Annotated in this window: 19 protein-coding genes; 9 read left to right on the plus strand and 10 right to left on the minus strand. The window is 67.5% G+C overall.

Annotation, left to right across the window (positions count from 1 at the left end; all coding sequences use genetic code 11):
- Positions 1–2 precede the first annotated feature (2 nt).
- Together ADE01S_RS20980 and ADE01S_RS20985 are read right to left on the minus strand one after the other, a co-directional pair.
- Positions 3–899, minus strand: a complete 897-nt coding sequence (locus ADE01S_RS20980; RefSeq protein WP_062683688.1) for an isocitrate lyase/PEP mutase family protein — start codon at positions 897–899, stop codon at positions 3–5.
- Between the two features lie 21 nt (positions 900–920).
- Positions 921–1,643: a GntR family transcriptional regulator gene (locus ADE01S_RS20985; protein WP_062683689.1), complete on the minus strand. Its 723-nt coding sequence runs from the start codon at positions 1,641–1,643 to the stop codon at positions 921–923.
- A gap of 298 nt (positions 1,644–1,941) precedes the next feature.
- Here ADE01S_RS20985 and acnA point away from each other — a divergent pair, with 298 nt between their 5' ends.
- Genes acnA through ADE01S_RS21005 form a run of 4 tightly spaced genes read left to right on the plus strand, consistent with a single transcriptional unit; the run spans position 1,942 to position 7,819 of the window.
- The gene (acnA, locus tag ADE01S_RS20990) at positions 1,942–4,641 is read left to right on the plus strand and encodes an aconitate hydratase AcnA (RefSeq protein WP_062683690.1); all 2,700 of its coding nucleotides are present in this window, start codon (positions 1,942–1,944) and stop codon (positions 4,639–4,641) included.
- 30 nt (positions 4,642–4,671) lie between these two features.
- A complete protein-coding gene (locus ADE01S_RS20995; RefSeq protein WP_062683691.1) occupies positions 4,672–6,033 on the plus strand; it encodes a dihydroorotase in 1,362 nt (453 codons plus the stop codon).
- 33 nt (positions 6,034–6,066) lie between these two features.
- Positions 6,067–6,795, plus strand: coding sequence for an isochorismatase family protein (locus ADE01S_RS21000; protein ID WP_062683692.1), 729 nt, complete (start codon positions 6,067–6,069; stop codon positions 6,793–6,795).
- 22 nt (positions 6,796–6,817) lie between these two features.
- The gene (locus ADE01S_RS21005) at positions 6,818–7,819 is read left to right on the plus strand and encodes a CobW family GTP-binding protein (RefSeq protein WP_062683693.1); all 1,002 of its coding nucleotides are present in this window, start codon (positions 6,818–6,820) and stop codon (positions 7,817–7,819) included.
- A gap of 4 nt (positions 7,820–7,823) precedes the next feature.
- On the opposite strand, the gene ADE01S_RS21010 is transcribed toward ADE01S_RS21005, so the two are convergent.
- From ADE01S_RS21010 to ADE01S_RS21045, 8 genes are all read right to left on the minus strand, one after another.
- Complete coding sequence (locus tag ADE01S_RS21010; protein WP_062683694.1) at positions 7,824–8,621, minus strand: N-acyl homoserine lactonase family protein; 798 nt, start codon at positions 8,619–8,621, stop codon at positions 7,824–7,826.
- Entirely contained in the window at positions 8,618–9,850 is a 1,233-nt protein-coding gene (locus ADE01S_RS21015) for an alpha/beta fold hydrolase (RefSeq protein ID WP_062683695.1), read from the minus strand. Before ADE01S_RS21015 ends, ADE01S_RS21010 begins: the two co-directional genes overlap by 4 nt.
- A complete protein-coding gene (locus ADE01S_RS21020; RefSeq protein ID WP_062683696.1) occupies positions 9,795–10,538 on the minus strand; it encodes a GntR family transcriptional regulator in 744 nt (247 codons plus the stop codon). The genes ADE01S_RS21015 and ADE01S_RS21020 overlap by 56 nt, the downstream gene beginning before the upstream one ends.
- Positions 10,539–10,655: 117 nt before the next feature.
- Positions 10,656–11,378, minus strand: a complete 723-nt coding sequence (locus ADE01S_RS21025; RefSeq protein ID WP_082775865.1) for an ABC transporter ATP-binding protein — start codon at positions 11,376–11,378, stop codon at positions 10,656–10,658.
- The gene (locus ADE01S_RS21030; protein WP_062683697.1) at positions 11,375–12,115 is read right to left on the minus strand and encodes an ABC transporter ATP-binding protein; all 741 of its coding nucleotides are present in this window, start codon (positions 12,113–12,115) and stop codon (positions 11,375–11,377) included. The genes ADE01S_RS21025 and ADE01S_RS21030 overlap by 4 nt, the downstream gene beginning before the upstream one ends.
- Positions 12,108–13,082: a branched-chain amino acid ABC transporter permease gene (locus ADE01S_RS21035; protein WP_062683698.1), complete on the minus strand. Its 975-nt coding sequence runs from the start codon at positions 13,080–13,082 to the stop codon at positions 12,108–12,110. The genes ADE01S_RS21030 and ADE01S_RS21035 overlap by 8 nt, the downstream gene beginning before the upstream one ends.
- The gene (locus ADE01S_RS21040; protein WP_062683699.1) at positions 13,082–13,942 is read right to left on the minus strand and encodes a branched-chain amino acid ABC transporter permease; all 861 of its coding nucleotides are present in this window, start codon (positions 13,940–13,942) and stop codon (positions 13,082–13,084) included. The genes ADE01S_RS21035 and ADE01S_RS21040 overlap by 1 nt, the downstream gene beginning before the upstream one ends.
- 31 nt (positions 13,943–13,973) lie before the next feature.
- Positions 13,974–15,191, minus strand: a complete 1,218-nt coding sequence (locus ADE01S_RS21045) for an ABC transporter substrate-binding protein (protein WP_062683700.1) — start codon at positions 15,189–15,191, stop codon at positions 13,974–13,976.
- A gap of 207 nt (positions 15,192–15,398) precedes the next feature.
- Between ADE01S_RS21045 and ADE01S_RS21050 the strand changes: the two genes are divergently transcribed.
- The 5 genes from ADE01S_RS21050 (at position 15,399) to ADE01S_RS21070 (ending at position 18,906) form a co-directional block, all read left to right on the plus strand.
- A complete protein-coding gene (locus ADE01S_RS21050; RefSeq protein ID WP_062683701.1) occupies positions 15,399–15,812 on the plus strand; it encodes a carboxymuconolactone decarboxylase family protein in 414 nt (137 codons plus the stop codon).
- Complete coding sequence (locus ADE01S_RS21055) at positions 15,809–16,723, plus strand: NAD(P)-dependent oxidoreductase (RefSeq protein ID WP_062683702.1); 915 nt, start codon at positions 15,809–15,811, stop codon at positions 16,721–16,723. The genes ADE01S_RS21050 and ADE01S_RS21055 overlap by 4 nt, the downstream gene beginning before the upstream one ends.
- A gap of 346 nt (positions 16,724–17,069) precedes the next feature.
- A complete protein-coding gene (locus tag ADE01S_RS21060; protein ID WP_062683703.1) occupies positions 17,070–17,693 on the plus strand; it encodes an HAD-IB family hydrolase in 624 nt (207 codons plus the stop codon).
- Positions 17,690–18,571 (plus strand): decaprenyl-phosphate phosphoribosyltransferase, encoded by an 882-nt coding sequence (locus ADE01S_RS21065; RefSeq protein ID WP_232482079.1) that lies wholly within the window; start codon positions 17,690–17,692, stop codon positions 18,569–18,571. The genes ADE01S_RS21060 and ADE01S_RS21065 overlap by 4 nt, the downstream gene beginning before the upstream one ends.
- 2 nt (positions 18,572–18,573) lie before the next feature.
- Positions 18,574–18,906 (plus strand): DMT family transporter, encoded by a 333-nt coding sequence (locus ADE01S_RS21070; RefSeq protein WP_062683704.1) that lies wholly within the window; start codon positions 18,574–18,576, stop codon positions 18,904–18,906.
- Positions 18,907–18,912 lie beyond the last annotated feature (6 nt).

An 18,912-nucleotide genomic window follows, 5' to 3' on the forward strand; every position in this document is an offset into this window, starting at 1 on the left:
ACTCAGGCGTCCAGCGTGGTGAGGCGCTTTTCCATGGCTCGCATTTGCTCGTAGCCCATCAGTTCCATGATGTCTTCGATGCCCACGAGCAGGTCGGGGCGGTCCGCGGGCACGCCGGTGGCAACCACGCCTTGCATGACCTGCAGGGCCTGGCGCATGCCGTGGATGGCGGCCGCCGGCAACATGCGCGGCAGGCTGATGCGCTTGACGCCGATTTCCTTCAGGCGCGGCAGCGGAATCAGCGGCGTGGTGGGCCGGTTGCGGATCCCGAAGCCCATGTTGATGCTGACCGGGATGCCCGCCGCGTCCACCAGGCGCTTGATGTCGTCCTCGGAGCGCACCGCGTCGGGGAACAGCATGTCGGCGCCGGCCCGGGCGTAGGCGCGCGCGCGTTTGACCGCGCCTTCGATGCCTTCGAGGGCGAGCGAGTCGGTGCGGGCGATGATGACGAAATCGTCGTCGCGCCGCGCCAGGCAGGCAGCCTCGATCTTCTTGACCATCTCGGCTTCGCTGACGACATCCTTGCCGGGCATGTGGCCGCAGCGCTTCGGGCTGACCTGGTCTTCCAGATTGATGCCCGCGACGCCGGCTTCCTCGAACATCTGCACCGTATGGTAGACGTTCACCGGATTGCCGTAGCCGGTATCCGCGTCGGCGGTGAGCGGGATGGAGACGGACCGCGCCAGGTGGCGGCAATGCGTGACGTTCTCCGCCAACCCCATCACGCCGATGTCGGCGATACCCAGCAGCGCGTTCGACACGGCCGCGCCGCTGGTGCAGGCGGTCTTGAATCCCGCGGCCTCGACCAGGCGGATGCTGTATCCATCGTAGACACCAGGGGAGACGATGAAGGGTTCGTTCTTCAGCAATTGCCGGAACTGGTTGCGCGGGTTGTTCATGTCGTGCTGCTCCAAAGGGCGTTAGGCGGCCGAGACGGGGTGCCCGGCGATGCCGGACGCCCCTTCCGCCAGATGTTCAAACAGGTGTTGCGCCGCGCGTTCGATGTGCGATCGCATGAGCGACTCCGCCAGCTCGGCGTCGCGCGCGCGGATGGCGCGCAGGATCTGCCAGTGTTCGGCGTAGGCATCGTCCTTGCGTTCGAGCACGGTGCCGGAATGCCGGCGGTAGACGCGCAACAGATGATAGAGATCGCCGCAAAGGGCGTTGACGATGCGGGTATTGCCGCTGGCCCGCACGATGCGTTCATGGAAGTCGAACACCCGCGGAGCGGGCGCGCCGCCATTGGCGGCTTCGAGCCGGCGTTGGCGATCCTGCTCCAGCTCGACCAGCAATTGCGCGATTTCCTCGTCGCTCATGCGGCGCGTGGCCAGGTTGCAGGCCACGCCTTCCAGCGCCATGCGCATCTGGAAAAGTTCCAGCGCGGACTCCGCCGACAGCGTCACCACGCGTGCCTTGATGTAGGGCTCGCGGGTGACCAGCTGAATGCCTTGCAGGCGGCGCACGGCTTCGCGCACGGGGCCGCGGCTGACGCCGAATTCCTGTGCCAGCGCCACTTCATTGATGACGCTGCCCGGAGCCAGCCGCCCCTGGTAGATCGCGTCCAGCACCTGGCCGAACACCACGTCGGCCAGCGGGCCGGAGGCGTCTTCCTTGGTGGCGATGGAGGGCGTGGAGGTGTTCATAGTGTTGACAGCCTATCAAAGGGATCTTAAAAGTGTCAACTCTTTTGGAGTTGAGTCGTTTTGCCAAATTGGCCTGCCAGGGCCGTGCGTCTAGGGTGAGAGGGCTATTTTACCGACGTTCCGCGGGGGTTTTCCCTAGGAGGGAGAGTCCTGTCATCTATCTACACTTGATGGGCGGGGCGGGAATCTGCATTGCGAGTTCCTATTCTTGATGTCGGTCAAATTCCAATAGTGTTGACACTATGATTTTGAAAGCCGTAAGATGGAACCAGTTGAGATTTTCCCGATTACCGCTGCCATGATCCAGTCTTTCTCCTGTCGCGGCAGGGCGCTGCGCTACGCGGACCTGTCCGAATCCGCCCGCGCCGCCGGCCGTGACCTCCGCCGTTATCCCTATGTCATCCGCGTGCTGCTGGAGAACCTCCTGCGGCACCGCGCGTGGGGGGCGGCCGTCACGGAAGAAGAGATCGGCAGGCTGTGGGACTGGCGCGAACATCTGGGGGCGGACCTGCCGCTGCACGTGGCCCGCGTGATCCTCCCCGACTCCAGCGGATTGCCCGTATTGCAGGACCTCGCGGCACTGCGCGATGCCGTGGCCCTTGCCGGCGGCGATGCGGCGCAGGTCGATACCCGCATTCCTGTCGACCTGATCGTCGACCATTCGCTGCAGGTCGATCATTGGGGCGATGCCAGCGCGGTGCAACGCAACCTGCGCCGCGAGTTCGAACGCAACGACGAACGCTACCGCTTCCTGAAATGGGCGCAGCAGGCCTACAAGGGCTTGCGCGTCATCACGCCGGGCATCGGCATCATCCATCAGGTGAATCTGGAGTACCTGGCGCCGATCGTGGCGCGGCAGGTGCGGCCGGACGGCGAATGGGCCTATCCCGATTTCGTGATCGGCGGCGATTCGCACACGCCCATGGTCAACGCGCTGGGCGTGCTGGGCTGGGGCGTGGGCGGCATCGACGCCGAAGCGGCCCTGCTCGGGCAGGCGTACACCTTTCCCGTCCCGGAAGTGGTCGGGGTGCGGCTGCATGGCGCCATCGAGGCGCCCGCGCTGACGACGGACGCGGCCTTGCTGATCACGCAGCAATTGCGCGCCGCGGGCGTGGTGGGCAGCATGGTCGAATTCTTCGGGCCCGCGGTGGCGGCGCTCAGCGTGCCCGAGCGCGCCACCATCGCCAACATGGCGCCGGAATACGGCGCCACCTGCGGCTTCTTTCCGATCGATGCGCGCACGCTGGACTACGCCCGCATCACCGGGCGCGATGAGGAGCAGTTGGCGCTGATCGACGCCTACGCGCGCGCCAACCAGCTGTGGCGCGACGCCGGCGATGCGGCGCCGGCCTACAGCCGCGTGATCGAGATCGACCTGTCGGCAGCTCGCCCCAGCGTGGCCGGTCCGCGCCGTCCGCAAGACCGCATGGACGCCGGCGACGTCCCGGCGGACTTCCGCCGCCGCCTGGCCGAGCCCGTCGCGGAGGGCGGCTTCGGCGTGGACGCGGCCGCCGTGGCCGCGCATCCGCCTCGCCGCGACGCCGCAGGCCACGGTTCGGTGGCGCTGGCGGCCATCACCTCTTGCACCAACACCTCCAATCCGGGCGTGATGCTGGCCGCCGGGCTGGTGGCGCGGAAGGCGCTGGCGCTCGGCCTGACGCCGCCGGCCTGGATCAAGCGCTCGCTCGCGCCGGGCTCGCGCGCCGTGACCCGCTACCTGGAGTCCGCGGGCCTGCTGGCGCCGCTGCAGGCGCAGGGCTTCCACGTAATCGGCTACGGCTGCACCACCTGCGGCGGCAAATCGGGTCCGCTGGAACCGGCGATGGCCGATGCCATCGCCGAGGGCGGCCTGGTGGCGGCGGCGGTGCTGTCGGGCAACCGAAATTTCGAAGGACGCATCCACAAGCTGCTGCGCGCCAACTACATCGGCTCGCCCGCGATGGTGGTGCTGTACGCGCTGGCGGGGCGCATCGACATCGATTTCGAGCGCGAGCCGCTGGGCCCGGGCACGGACGGCGCGCCGGTCTATCTGCGCGACGTCTGGCCCAGCCAGGATGAGATAGCCGCCTTGTTGCCCTTGGCCTCGGATCCGGCGCTGTTCGCGGAAGTCTACGATCCCGCCAGCCTCGATAGCGCGATCTGGCGCGACCTGGAAGCCCCCTCGGGGTTGCGCTTTCCGTGGGACCCGGACTCGCAGTATCTGGTGGAGCCCCCGTTCTTCAAGGCGCGGCCGGGACGCGATGCCCTCGCCGACCTGGCCGCCAGCCTGGGGCGCGGACGCGTGCTCGCCGCATTCGGCGACTCCCTGACCACGGATCACATTTCGCCCAGCGGCGAAATCCCGGTCGACACCCCCGCCGGCCAATACCTGCTGGAGCAGGGCGTGGCGCCGCGCGACTTCAATACCTACGTCGCGCGCCGCTGCAACCATCACGTCATGACGCGCGCGACCTTCGCCAACATCCGCATCAAGAATGCCCTGGTCTCAGGTGTGGAGGGGGGAGTGACGGTCCATTATCCGGATGGCGAGCGCATGGCGGTGGTCGATGCCGCGCGCGCCTATCGCGATGCCGGCGAGGCCAGCGTCATCCTGGCGGGCAGGGATTACGGCATGGGCAGCAGCCGCGACTGGGCCGCCAAGGGATCGGCGCTCCTGGGCGTGCGCGCGGTGATCGCGGAATCCTTCGAGCGCATCCATCGCGCCAACCTGGTGGGGATGGGCGTATTGCCGCTGGCGTTCGCTGCGGGACAGGGTTGGCGCCAGCTGGGCCTGACCGGCGCCGAGCTCCTGCGCTTCGCCAACGTGGAGAACGGCGTGCTGAAGGGCGAGCCCATCGAGGTGGAGGCCGAGGACGGCGAGCGCCGCATGCGCTTCCAGGTCCATGCCCAGGTGCTCACGCAGGCCGAACGCAAGCTCATGGCGGAGGGCGGGATTCCGTCCAGTGTCCTCAATTCCTTTTTGAACGAAACGGCGGCCGCGAACGCGGCGCATTGCTGACAACGCGCATCTCTCGGGAAAGACGAAATCATGCTGGATCTGCTATTGACCAACGCAAGGCTGCTGCTGCCGCAGCAGGGCCTGACCGAAGGCGTGCTGGGCGTCATCGACGGCCGCATCGCCATCATCGCCGAGCCCGGCACACCGCTGGAAGCCCGGGAGACCATCGATTGCCAGGGACTGTGGGTGCTGCCCGGCCTGATCGATCCGCACGTGCATTTCGGCTTTGGTTCGCCGGAAACCGATTTCGAGACGGAGTCGCGCTTCGCCGCCTTGGGCGGCACCACCACCGTGCTGTCGTTCCACCGTTCCGCGGATATCCGCGAATCGTTCGACAAGCTGCGCGACCGCGCGCTGTCGCAAAGCTGCGTGGACTTCGGCTTCCATTTCGGCATCACCAGCAACCTGCACGTGGAAACGCTGGACGAGATATCGCGTCGGTTCGGCGTGTCGTCCTACAAGCTCTACATGATGTACAAGGGCGCCGCCGGGCTGTCCAAGGGTTTCACGGATATCGACGACGGGCTGCTGTATTCGGCGCTGCGCGCCACCGCCGCGATTCCGGGCGCGATCATGGGCGTGCATTGCGAGAACGTGGAAGTGATTCCCGTGCTGCGCGATCCCCTGCGCGCGGCCGGACGCGACGACCTGAAAGCCTGGAACGAGCAGAGCCCGGATTTCCTGGAAGCGGAGAACGTGCATCGCGTGTGCTACTTCGCGGCCAAGACCGGCGCCGCGGTCAATATCGTGCACCTGAGCAGCCGCGAAGCGCTGAACGAAGCGCGGCGCCATCGGCGCACGCCCGACGCGCCGCCCATCTATGTCGAGACCTGCCCGCACTACCTGTTCCTGAACGACGAATCGCCGGCCGGCACCTACGCCAAAGTGAACCCGCCGGTGCGGGGGCAGGACGACGTGGACGCCATGTGGGAAGGCGTGCTGGACGGGTCCATCACCACCATCGGCACCGATCACGTGCCGCGCAAGCGCGCCACCAAGGACACCGACATCTGGGCCGCGAGCAACGGCTTCCCGGGAACGGGCCTCATGCTGCCCATCCTGCTGCACGAAGGCTATCACCGCCGCGGCGTGCCGCTGGAGACGCTGATGCAGGTCAGCGCCGGGAATTCCGCCCGCATCTATCGCATGCCGACCAAGGGCAGCATCGAGATCGGCAAGGATGCCGACCTGGTGCTGGTCGACCCCGACCTGGAGCGCACCGTCGATCCCGCCACGCTGGAATCGAACTCCGACTACTCGCCCTACGAGGGCATGACCCTGAAGGGCTGGCCCGTGCGCACGCTGGTGCGCGGGCGCACCGTGGCGCTGGACGGCCGCATCACCGAGGCGGCGCGCGCGAACCCCGGCGGCCGCTATCTCAAGCGCCTTTGAGCTGACTCCATCACTTTTCTTGCAGGCACCATCATGAGCGAAACCAAGCGAATCTGGGACGACTTCCTCACCGAACGCGACAAGCAGGTACTGGCGCAGGCCGGTTACGGCAAGCGCGGCGGCTTCGGCAAGCGGCCCGCCCTGTTCATCATCGACGTGCAGTACAACTTTTGCGGCGACACGCCCGAGGACATCCTCGAAGGGCTGAAGCAATACCGCACGCACTGCGGCCGCGAGGCCTGGGAGGCCGTCGCCCATATCGTGCCCTTGCTGGAACTGGCCCGCGAGAAGAACATTCCCGTCTTCTATACCGAGAGCGGCCGCCGGGCGGACCTCCTGGACAGCGGCGTGCAGGTAGGAAAGAACCATCGCGGCGGAGAGAAGACCGTCCTGGCCAACACCCATGCCACGCAGACGGTGGAGCCGCTTGCGCCGCGTCCGCAGGACATCCGCATCACCAAGCAGAAGCCTTCGTGCTTCTTCGGCACCATCTTCATGAGCCACCTGAATTTCCTGGACGTGGACACCCTGATCCTGGTGGGCTGCACCTCGTCCGGATGCCTGCGCGCCACGACGGTGGACGCCTATTCCTATAATTTCAAGGTCATCATTCCCGAGGAAGCGGCGTTCGACCGCTTCCAGGCCAGCCACGCCATGAGCCTGTTCGACCTGAACTGCAAATACGCCGATGTGATTCCGTCGCGCGAAGTGCAGGACTATCTGCGCAACCTGCCCGGCGCGGCCGACGCCGCGCAAGGTTGATCCACCACTGGACGCGCATCCCATGTCCGAGGCCGTCGCCGGACCGATCCCCGTCTATCTGCTGACCGGATTCCTGGGCAGCGGCAAGACCACGCTGTTGTCCCGTCTGGTTCGCAGCCCGCGCTTCGCGGACACCGCCGTGGTCATCAACGAGTTCGGCGAGATCGGCCTGGACCACATGCTGGTGGGCAAGGCCGACGACACCGACGTGGTGCTGCTCGATTCTGGCTGCCTGTGCTGCGCGGCCACGAGTTCGCTGCAGGACACGCTGGAATCGCTGTACTACCGGCGTCTGCGCGGCGAGGTGCCCGCTTTCGCGCGGGTGGTGGTCGAGACCTCCGGCCTGGCCGATCCGTGCCCCGTGATCAATACGCTGGCCGCCGATCCGTCGATTGCGCGCCACTACCGTTTCGGCGGCGTGGTGGCCACGGTCGACGCGCTTCATGGCCTGGCGACGCTGGAAGCCTATCGCGAAGCCAGTACCCAGGTTGCGATCGCCGACCGCATCGCGCTGACCAAGACCGACCTGGCCGGCGCGGCGGACATCGCCGCGCTGCGATCCGCGCTCGGCGGATACAACGCCAGCGCGCCCATCCGCGCAGTGTCGCCCGACACCGTGGACGAGGATGCGCCGGCGCTGTTCGACGGCTTGCGTCCCGAACACCTGGATGCCGCGGACCCGGCTTCCGGCCCATCGATCGCCCTTGCCCCGCTGGCGCACGTGCTGCGCTACGGCATCGCCTCGTATGCATTCCGGCAACGGGAGCCGGTGGGTTGGGACGACTATGCGCGCTGGACCCGGCACATGCAGCGCCAGATCGGCGAGCGCCTGTTGCGCGCCAAGGGGCTGCTGCGATGGTCCGACGGGACGCTGCGCGCCGTGCACGGGGTGCGGCACGTCTTCTCCGTGCCCGAAACCGTGGCGGTGGCCGACGACGCGGCGCGGCGGGCGGGCCTGGTCCTGATCGTGCAGGACTTGTCCGCGGAGGAAGCGCAGGAACTGGTGCGGCCGCTGGGCCTGTAGCCCCTCAGGCCTGGCCGCCCAGGTGCAGCGCCACCACTTCGGTATCGGTGCCGTCCAGGCCCGGGTAGCGGGTCCTGACCAGCGGATCGTGCCCGGGGACGATGTGCTCGGGCGATTCCGCGTATTTCAACAGCGTGTCGTAGCCCGCCAGCATGTCGGCCACGTTGTGGACGATGGGAAACGGCGCCTGCAAGCCCATGTTGTCGTAGTAATGGCTGGCATCGGACGCCAGCACCAGCCAGCCGCGCGCGGTGTGCACCCGCACGGCCTGCAGCCCTTGCGTGTGTCCGCCGATATGCAGCAATTGCAGGCCCGGCGCGATTTCGTCATGGCCGTGATAGAAGGCCACGCGCTTGTCATAGACGCCGCGCACCACGTCGACCACGTCTTCCACCGCGTAGGCATGGCGCAGCATGTCGAAGCGCATGTTGCAGCCGCAGGCATAGTGCAGTTCGCTTTCCTGCAGATGCAGGCGGGCGTTGGGGAGCTTGCGGATATTGCCCGCGTGGTCGTAGTGCAGGTGGGTGACGATGACGTCCTGGACGTCGGCGGGCGAGATGCCCAGCTTCCGCAGCGATTCGATCGGGCAGCGCAGGAACTCGCGGCCCCGGGCCTGGGCGGCGGCCGCGTTGAAGCCGGTGTCCACGAGGTAGACTCGGCTGCCGTTGCGGATGACCCAGACGAAATAATCCATTGGCATGGGGCCGTCGTGCGGATCGGGAGGCGTGATGAAGTTCTGGGTCCGGTTGCGCGCGACCGTCGCGTAGCGCAAGGCATAGACTTCGTGGTTCGGCAGTGTCATGCGATTCCCCTCGATGCGCGGATGTGGTCCAGTTCGGGTCGCAGGTAGTCCAGGAGCCGCTGTGGGTTCTCGACCATGGGAAAGTGGCCGAGGTCGGGCATGACGCCGAAGCGCGCGCCGGGGATCAGCGCGGCGACCCGGCGCGAGTCCTCGGGGCTGGCCGAGTAGTCGTAGGCGCCGGTCAGCAGCGAGACGCCGAAGGCGGCGGTGTCCAGCCCCGCCACGTCCCGGGCGGCGTCGAAATCCTCGCTGTAGAACCAGAGATCGTTGGCGTACACATTGAAGCCGCCCTGCGAATAAATCCATGCCGCGTCACGCCGCGCGGCCAGCGGGGAGGCCGGCGCCATCAGGCCGCGCACGTAGGCGGGGTTGTGGGCGGCCTGGTTCACCTGCGGATGGCAAAGCAGGGGCGTGCGCCGCCCGCTGGCTTTCCAGGGCGCCTCCAGGGCGACGACGCCGGCCACGTCGGCGGGGCTACGGGTGGCGGCGACCAGGGCCATCGCCGCGCCCATGGAGCAACCCAGCAGCACCGCGGGCGCGCCCGCCACGCAGCGGATCGTCGCGAGGCAGGTTTGCAGATAGGTGTCGAGGGTCAGGCCGTCTTCGGTCCAGGATTGCCCGGGCAGGGGCATGCTGCGGCCGTGGCCGGGCATGTCGAAGGCGATCATGCGCCATTGCCGCCGCAGGGCGGGGTCGGCCATGAGCGCATGGAACTGGCGGGAATCGGCGCCGGCCGTATGCAGCATCACCAGCGGCGGGCCGGACTCGATCCCGCTGGCTTCGTAGTAGATGCTCGCTGTTTCCGCGCCGATGCCTATCGAGGCGTAGTGTCCGGAGATCGGGCTGCGGTCCAGCGGGGCGGGGACGGCCTCGCTTTGCCCGCGGAGGATCTCGAACAGCCGCTCCAGCGGATGCAGGGCCTGGGCGACGGCGAGGGCGTCGCCCTTGATGCGCAAGCCCGGCGCATGGCGGCGCGCGGCGGTGAAGGAGTGGTAGCCCGGAGGGGGCGTGGCACAGAGCATTTTCTGCCAGGCGTCCGGCGGGGCGCTGATGACGATGCACTGCGAGGGGCCGGCGGGCTGGCCGGCCCAGGCCACGATTTTTTCGCCGGCTTCGGCGCCCGCCTGCAGCCAGATGGCGCAGGGCAGGCCCCGGGCGGCGCCGAGGAATTCCTTATCCTGCTGGGCCAGCGCTACCGCGGCCTTCAGTTCTTGGACGATCGCCTTCACTTCCCTGGGTCTCCTCTTGTTGGCGCCGCAGCACTTCGAGCGCGGTGCGCTCGGCGTTCACGATATGGCTGCGGGCGGCCTCTTGCGCCCCTTGCGGGTCTCGGGCGCGGATGCGCTCGAACAGATGATCGATTTCGGCCAGGCTTTCCGGCAGGCGGTCCGAGCGCGCGAACGAGGTGGCGCGCAGCAGGTTGATGCGCGATAGCAGCCCGGGCAGCATGTCCTTGACCAGGTCGTTGTCGCAGCCGCTGAGCAGCACGTCGTAGAAATCGCGCTTGGCCGCCAGCAGGGCCGCCTTGTTGCTGCCCTTGGACTGGCGGTGCAGGGCGTCCACCGCCTTGCGCAGGCGTTCGATGTCCGCGTCGTCGGCCAGTCGGGCGAACTCGTGGGCGGCATAGCCTTCCAGCAGGGCGCGCAGGGCGTAGAGGTCGCGCGCCGCCTTCTCGGTGATGCGCACGACGGTGGGGCCGCGGTGCGGCTCGATGGAAATCAGGCGCTCGGCTTCCAGCGTGCGCAGCGCTTCGCGCAGGGTGCTGCGGCTGATGCCGAGCTGTTCGCACAGTTCGAGTTCGCGCAGGCGTTCCCCGCCTTTGATTCGCCCATCCATGATGGACGCGCGCAGGAATTCCTCCACGCGGGTGCGCAGGGTGGCGGGCTTTTCGAATATCGCGCCTGTGGGGGTGGCCATAGCAATCTCTCGTTTATCCAGGCGGCGGGTTCCAGCGCCGGCACGGGCCCTGGGCCATGCCTCGGCGAACCGCCGTATCGACGTAAAGACGCAATATATCCCGTCGGCCGCTCATGGTTACAGTCCCAGATAGGCGGCGCGCACCCGGCTGTCTTCCAGGAGCGCGTTGCTGGGGCCGGACAGCACCATGGAGCCGGATTGCAGCACGTAGGCGTATTCGGCGACCGACAGCGCCAGCCGGGTGTTCTGCTCCACCAGCAGGATGGTCAGGCCGCTGCGGTGGATGTCCACCATGGCCTGGTGCATTTCCTCGACGACCTTGGGCGCCAGCCCATGGCTGGGCTCGTCCAGCAACAGCAGCCGGGGCTTGAGCATCAGCGCCCGGCCGAAGGCGACCATCTGCTGTTCCCCGCCCGACAGCGTGCCGGCCAGCTGCCGGCGGCGCTCGCGCAGGCGCGGAAACAGGGCGTAGATCCCGTCGCAATCCCGCTTGACCTCCGCCGTGTCGCGGCGGCGGGTGTAGCCGCCCAGGTACAGGTTTTCTTCCACGGTCATCTCGGGGAAGACGTGGCGGCCTTCGGGGACGTGGGCGATGCCCAGTTCGGGAATGCGGTGCGGCGCAAGGCGCAGGATCTCCTGCCCGTCGAACTTCACGCTGCCGCGGGTCTTGTCGAGCAGGCCGGAGATGCAGCGCAGCAAGGTGCTCTTGCCGGCCGTATTGGCGCCGACGACGGCGATGAAGCTGCCTTCGGGCACGGTCAGCGACACGTCGCGCAAGACCGGGCTGCGGTCGTAGGAGGCGGTCAGGGCGTCGATCTGCAGCAGGTTCGGCGGGCTCATACCGGCACCTCCACCTGCTCCAGCGATTTGCCCAGATAGACTTCGATCACGGTCGGATCGGAGGCGATCTCGGCGGGGCTGCCTTCGGCGATTTTCTGGCCGAACGACAGCACCAGGATCCGGTTGCAGAGCCGCATGATGGCGCGCATATGGTGTTCCACCACGATGAAGGTGATGCCGGATTCGTCGCGCAGGGTGCGGATCAGGTCCAGCATGGCGTCCATTTCGGCTTCGTTCAGCGCCGCCATGACCTCGTCCAGCAGGAATACCTTGGGATCGGTGCACAGGGCGCGGGCGAGTTCGACCCGCGCCTGTTCGGGGAACGACAGCTCGCCCGCCGGCTTGCGCGCGATGGCGGACAGGCCGACCCGGTCGAGGTTGGCGAGCGCGACCTGGCGGGCGCGGTCCACGCCGTGGCGCAGCAGGCCGCCGACCAGCACGTTGTCCAGCACCGTCATTTCGGGAAACAGCGCGACGTTCTGGAACGTCTTGGTCATGCCCAGCGCCGCGATCTGGTGCGGGCGCATGCCGCCGATATCGTGGCCGTCCAGTTCGATGCGCCCGCCGTTGCCGCGGTACAGGCCGACCAGCAGGTTGAACAGCGTCGTCTTGCCCGCGCCGTTGGGGCCGATCAGCCCCAGGATGTCTCCCTTGGCGACGTTGAACGACACGTCGTCCACGGCTTTCAGGCCGCCGAAGCGGCGCTGGATATGGGCGACCTTGAGGATGTCAGGCATGCTGCCTCCCCGTCAGGTTGCGCAGCCGGGCCCACAACGCCGACAGGCCCCGGGGTTCGACCAGGATGATCGCGATGAGGATCAGGCCGAAGGCGAGCTGCGACACGCCCGCCGTGTGGCCCGACAGCCAGTCGTTGAACACCTCTTCCAGCGGAATGATCACCGCCGCGCCGATGAGCGGGCCGGCCACGGTGCCCACGCCGCCGATGATGCAGATGAGCGCGACGCGGACCGAGATGCCGACCAGCGAGAACACGGTGTCCGGATCGAAGAAGTAGATGAATTGCGCATATAGCGTGCCGCAGGCGCCCATGAGGGCGGCGGAGATCACCGCCGCCAGGATGCGGGTGCGCGCGGTGTTCACGCCGATGACCTCGGCGGCCTGCGGGTTGGCCTTCACCGCGCGCAGGCGATAGCCCAGGCGCGAATGGCTGATGAGCGCGAACACGATGGAAGTGATCAGCGCGGCGCCCAGCATCAGGTAATAGTAGGGAATGCTGGACTTGAACTGCATCTGGGACAGCCCTTCCGAGAACGGAATCGAGACGCCCACGGGGCCGCCCGTGACCGAGGCCCAGGTATTGGCGATGGCCCGAAGCACTTCGCCGAACGCCAGCGTGGCCAGCGCGAAATAGTGGCCGCGCAGGCGCATGGTGGGCAGGCTGAGCAGGGCGCCCGCCAGCGCCGCCACCGCCATGGCGGCGACAATGCCCAGCCAGGGGGAAATGCCGTAGCGCATGAGCAGCAGGGTGGAGGTATAGGCGCCCAGGCCGAAGAAGGCCGCGTGCCCCAGGGAGATCTGGTTGGCCAGCCCGCCCACGATGTTCCAGGATTGGCCCATGGCGGCGAACAGCAGCACCAGCGTCATGACGCGGATGCCGTAGCCCTGGTCTTCCATCAGCCAGGGCAGGCCGAGCGCGGCCGCCAGCACCAGCGCCCACTGCAGGAGTTGTCGGTTCAGAGTCATCAGCCCGCCTTTTTCAGTAGACCTTCCGGACGCACGGCCAGGACCAGGATGAAGATCGCGAAGAGCACCAGGTTCTGCAGCTGCATGGGCAGCACCAGCGACGACAGCGACTGGATGACGCCGACCGCCACGCCGCCCACCACGGCCCCGATCACGCTGCCCAGGCCGCCCAGCACCACGGCGGTGAACATCAGCACGCTGAACTGGGCGCCGACGGTGGTCGAGGCGGTCAGGTAGGGCAGGATGATCCCGCCGCCCAATGCGGTCATGCCCACGCCCAGCCCGAACGCCAGCTGATGCACGCGGTGCGTGGAGATGCCGGACAGCCGGGCGGCCATGGGATCCTGGGCGGTGGCGCGCACGGCCATGCCCCACCAGGTCTTCTTCAAGACCCACCACAGGACCAGCCCGGCGACCGACGCCACGGCGAAGGCCAGCAGGTAAGGCGCGCTGAGCAGGATGGGGCCGATCGCCAGCGCCGTCATCTGGTAGGGCGTCTGCACCGACCGGAACTCCGATCCGAACAGGATCAGCGCCAGGTTCTCCATGACGATGAGCAGGCCCACCGTCAGGAAGATCTGCGCGACCGCCGGCGCCTTAAGCACCCGGTTGATCAGGTACTTCTGCGTCAGCACGCCCAGGACGAAGGCGACGGCGAACGAGAGCGGGGATCCCAGCAGCGGATCCAGCCCCAGCAGTTTCCAGGCGAAGTACGCCACGAACATGCCCACCATCAGGAACTCGGCCTGGGCGAAGTTGACGATGGACACCACGCCGAAGACGAGTGTCAGCCCGATCGATATGACCGCGTAGACGCCGCCCAGCAGGATGCCGTCCACCAGGGCCTGCAAGAATTGCATGATCGCTCTCCGTGCGCCGCGCGCGCCGCGCTCAGCCCGCGTTGATGACGCGGCCCTTGGCCAGGGCCTGGGGCCAGACCGAGACCAGTTCGTTGTCCTGCCACTGGACCATGATGGGCTGCGCCATGGTGTTCAGGCCGCTGGCGTCGAAATGCACGCCGCCGCCCGACATCACGCCGGCCCAGCCCTGGTCGTACTTTTGCGCGCGCAGGGCCTTGGACACCGCTTCGGGCTTGTCCGACGCCGCCACTTCCAGGGCCTGCGCCAGCACGCCGGCGCACACGGCGTGCTCCAGCGCCTCGTGCGGCATGAAGGTGCCGAACCGCTTGCGGTAGCGCTCGGTGTACTCGGGAGCCTGGTCGTAGTTGGCGGGCGCGATCGACAGCACGGCCTGCGAATACTGGCCCAGCGCTTTCGCGAAGTCGGGGATGACGTAGCCGGCCGCGCCGCCCACCACCGGCACGGTCAGCCGCTGCTGGCGCATGACGCGGATGATGAGCAGGCTGTCGTTGAGATAGGAAATGGGGAAGACGATCTGGGCGTCCGAACCCCGCAGCTTGCTGATCAGCGGCGTGACGTCGGTGATGCCCAGGGGATAGGCCTCGTCCAGCACGATCTGCGCGCCCGCCGCCTTGGCCGCGTTGCGCACCCCCACCGCCTGCGAAGTGCCGTAGGCCGTGTCTTCGTACAGCAGCGCGATCTTCTTGATTTCCGAGGCGCCGGCCACGACCGACGCGGCGTAGTCGTATTGCGCGCGGCCCAGCACGGAGCCCTTGGAAACCACCTGGAAGATGTGCTTGAAGCCGCGTTCGGTGAGCACGTCCGAGAACGACATGGTCAGCAGCGGGATGCCGCGGCGCTCGGTCACTTCCGAGACGGCGAGCGTCAGCGACGATGCGTACGCGCCGATGATGGCGACGCAGCGGTTCTGCGTGATCAGCCGCTGCGCCACGGTGGCCGCCGTGGTGGGCTGAGAGGTGGCGTCCGCGATGATGAGCTTGAGCTTCGCGCCGCCCAGGGCCTTGATGCCGCCGGCCGCGTTGATTTCGTCGGCGGCCAGTTCCAGCCCCTGGCGCGAGTTGATGCCGAACTGGGCGTTGGCGCCCGACAAGGGCAGGATCACGCCGACGTTGATTTCGGCGGGGGCGGCCAGCGCGCGGCCGGGCAGGCTAGCTGCCAAGGCGGCGGCGCCGAGGCCGGTGACGAAATCCCGGCGCCCGCGGCGGACGGCCTGATGGGGTGTCTTCATGGTTTGTCTCCTGGCTTTTTTCGAGGATGGCGCTCGGCAGCCAGCCCGGCGCTCTGGGCCAATTATTGTTCCTGTCTTTCATTCGGTCAAGAATATTGTCAGACAATCGGACTATTGACGCTGGAATCTATTTTGACTGACAATCAGACAAAATCGACGGCGAGGCCAACCCTCGCCAGCCACCGTCACAGTAGGAGAGGAGCAACCATGGCAGACATCAAATCCGAAACCCAGGCCCTGTTCGACCAAGGCCTGAACCTGCGCCGCGAAGTGCTGGGCACCGAATACGTGGACGGCTCGCTCGCCCGCGCCAATGAATTCATGATGGCGTTCCAGCACATCACCACCGAGTGGTGCTGGGGCTATACCTGGGGCCGCCCGGGCCTGGAAAAGAAGACCCGCAGCATGCTGAACCTGGCCATGCTGACGGCGCTGAACCGGCCGGCCGAGATCAAGCTGCACGTCAAGGGCGCGCTGAACAACGGCGTGTCGGTCGAGGAAATCAAGGAAATCCTGTTGCAGGCCACGGTGTACTGCGGCATCCCCGCGGGCCTGGACGCCTTCAAGGTGGCCAACCAGGTGCTGGAAGAAGAGGGCGCCTTCAAGGAGCCGCAAGCATGAACACATCGCAAGCACGCGTCGGCTTGATCGGCATCGGCAGCATGGGCTGGCCCATGGCCGCCAGGCTGGTGCAGGCCGGCTTCGCGGTAACGGTGTTCGACGCCGTGCCGGGCCAGGCCGCGAAGTTCGCCAAGGAGGTGGGCGGGCAGGCCGCCGCCACCTGCGCCGAGCTGGCGGGCCAAGCCGACATCATCTTCACCATGCTGCCCACCAGCGCCATCGTCGAGCAGGTGCTGGGCGGAGAGCAGGGCGTGCTGGCGGGCCTGCGCCCGGGCAGCGTCGTGGTCGACATGAGCTCCGGCGTGCCGGCGCACACGCAGCGGCTGGCCCAGGCCGTGGCCGCCGCGGGCGGCGAAATGGTGGATGCGCCGGTCTCCGGCGGCGTCCCGCGCGCGCGCACGGGAGAGCTGGCGATCATGTTCGGCGGCCCGGCGGAAACGCTGGAACGGGTGCGCCCCGCCTTGTCCAGCATGGGCACTTCGATCACGCCCGTGGGCGCGGTGGGCAGCGCCCACGCCATGAAGGCCCTGAACAACCTGGTGTCGGCCGGGGGCTTCCTGATCGGCGTCGAAGCCATGCTGATCGGCCAGCAGTTCGGCCTGGATCCGAACGTGATCGTGGACGTGCTGAACGCCTCCACCGGCATGAACAATTCCACGCAGAAGAAGTTCAAGCAGTTCGTGCTGTCGCGCCAGTTCAATTCCGGCTTCGGCCTGGACCTGATGGTCAAGGACCTGGGCATCGCGCTGGGCATCGCCACCGACACCGGCACGCCCACGCCGTTCGCCTCGCTGTGTCGCGAACTGTGGGCCTCGGCCGGCAAGACGCTCGGCCAGGGCCAGGACCACACCGCCGTCGCCCGCCTGTCGGAGCAGTTGGCCGGCGTGGAACTCGGCAAGCGCAAAGACTGACCCCGCTTCCGGCGCGGCGGGGCCGCGCCGGCTTTCCCTCCCCCTTTTGTTGCCAGCGCCGCCATGGCGAGGCGCAGGGCCGACCGTGCCCGGCGCAAACCATGGCGGCGGGGCCGGCATCGGTGGATGAGCCCGTCTGCGGAAAGGGTTGCTGCCATATTTGCCCATCTTCGTAATATATGTTACAAGTCGGCAATAATTGACGCATTGGATAACGTTCGGGCCCGGCGGCTCATCCGGATGAGCATGCGTCTGATAACGCGCACCAACGTCCCGGATGCCGGTTCATTCCTGGCATAGTCTGTCTGCTCAATCCAGCGGGACCGGATTCCGTAGCGAAAGCAGTATGCCCTCACAATCGCAGTTCCCCGTCCCCGCACGTGTGATCGCGGCCTTCGACTTCGACGGCACCCTGACCCACCGTGACACATTCATTCCCTTCCTGGCCCATCTTTCATGGGCCAGGCTGCTTGGGGCGTTGCTGCGCGCCGCTCCCTCGCTGGCCGGGTTCGCCCTGCGCGTGCTCAGCAACGAAGAGGCCAAGGCGGCGCTCTGCCGGGCGGCGCTCAAAGGCCGCCCGCGCGCCGACCTGGCCCGCATCGCGAGCGCCTGGGTGCCTTCCATCCCCTTGCGGCCGGCGCTGCTGGAACGGCTGCGCTGGCACCAGCAGCGCGGCGACCACTGCGTGCTGGTGAGCGCATCGCCGGATATCTACCTGGACGCCGTGGCGCGCCACCTGGGATTCGACGACCTGCTCTGCACCCGGATGGCGGTGGACGGCGGCGGCAGGCTCACCGGCGATTTCGATGGGCCGAATTGCTGGGGGCCCGAAAAAATGCGGCGCCTGACCGAGCGTTTCGGCTCCCCGCAGCAGTACGAGCTGTATGCATATGGCGACAGCCGCGGCGACCAATGGATGATCGCCGCCGCCCGGCACGCCTGGTATCGCGGCCAGGCGGTCAAGCCATGAACGCCATCATTGCGCTGCTGCGCCCGCAGCAATGGCTGAAGAACGGCTTCGTGCTGATCGGGCTGATCTTCAGCCACGGCTGGACGAATTCCGCGCTGGTGTTCGGCGTGGCCGTGGGGTTCGTGGCGTTCTGCCTGGCATCCAGCGCGGTCTACGTGCTGAACGACTATCACGACCGCGCCGCCGACGCCGCCCATCCCAAGAAGCGCTATCGCCCCATCGCCAGCGGCCGGGTCGGCCTGCCGACGGCGCGCGCGCTGATCGTGGTGCTGGCCGGGGGCGCCCTGGGCTTGCCGCTGGCCAGCGGGCTATGGCCGGTGGCGCTCGCGGTGGCGGCCTACCTGCTCCTGAACATCGCCTATACGCTGCGCCTGAAGCACAAGGTGCTGGTCGACGTGTTCTGCATCGCCGCCGGCTTCATGCTGCGGCTGGCTTGCGGCACCTATGCGGTGGGCATCTTGCCGTCGCGCTGGATGCTGTTGTGCAGCTTCATGCTGACCCTGTTCCTGGGCTTCGCCAAGCGGCGCGCGGAAATCGTGGCGATCCCGGAAGGGGCGCTCGCCCTGCAGGGCAGCACGCGCGTCGTGCTGCGCCACTACAGCCCGCAGCTGCTGGACAATCTGGTGGCCATCACGGCCAGCGCCAGTCTGCTGACCTACGGCCTGTACACGGTGGATGCCGAGACCGCGGCCTTGCACGGCACCGAACATCTCGTCCTGACCCTTCCCATCGTGACCTTCGGCGTCTTCCGCTACCTGCACCTGCTGTACAAGGGCGGCTCGGGCGAAGAGCCGGGCCGCGACCTGCTGGCCGACAACCAGATACGCATCGCGGTGCTGGCCTGGGTGGCGGTGGTGGTCTTGCTCGTGGGAACCTGACGATGGCATACCTGTGGTTGATACTCAGCGGGGCCTGCAGCGTGGCCGCCAGCGTGGCGCTCAAGGCGGCGGGCTCGTCGACGGCGTCGCCGGCGCCGCTCCTGGCGCAGGCGCTGCCCTATCTGGCGGCTGTCGGGGCCTATGGGCTGGGCTTTGGTTTTTACGCGCTGGCGCTGCGGCAGCTGGACCTGACGCTGGCCTATCCGCTGATGGTCGCCTTCGCCATCGCGGGCGTGTTCGGCTATGGCCTGCTGTCCGGCGCCGAGTCCATTTCCGGCATGCGGATGGCGGGCGCCGCCTTCATCGCGGTCGGCGTCTTCCTGATGTCGAAATAGGCACAA

Origin of the sequence: Achromobacter denitrificans NBRC 15125 (assembly GCF_001571365.1) — a bacterium.
GTDB lineage: Bacteria > Pseudomonadota > Gammaproteobacteria > Burkholderiales > Burkholderiaceae_B > Achromobacter > Achromobacter denitrificans.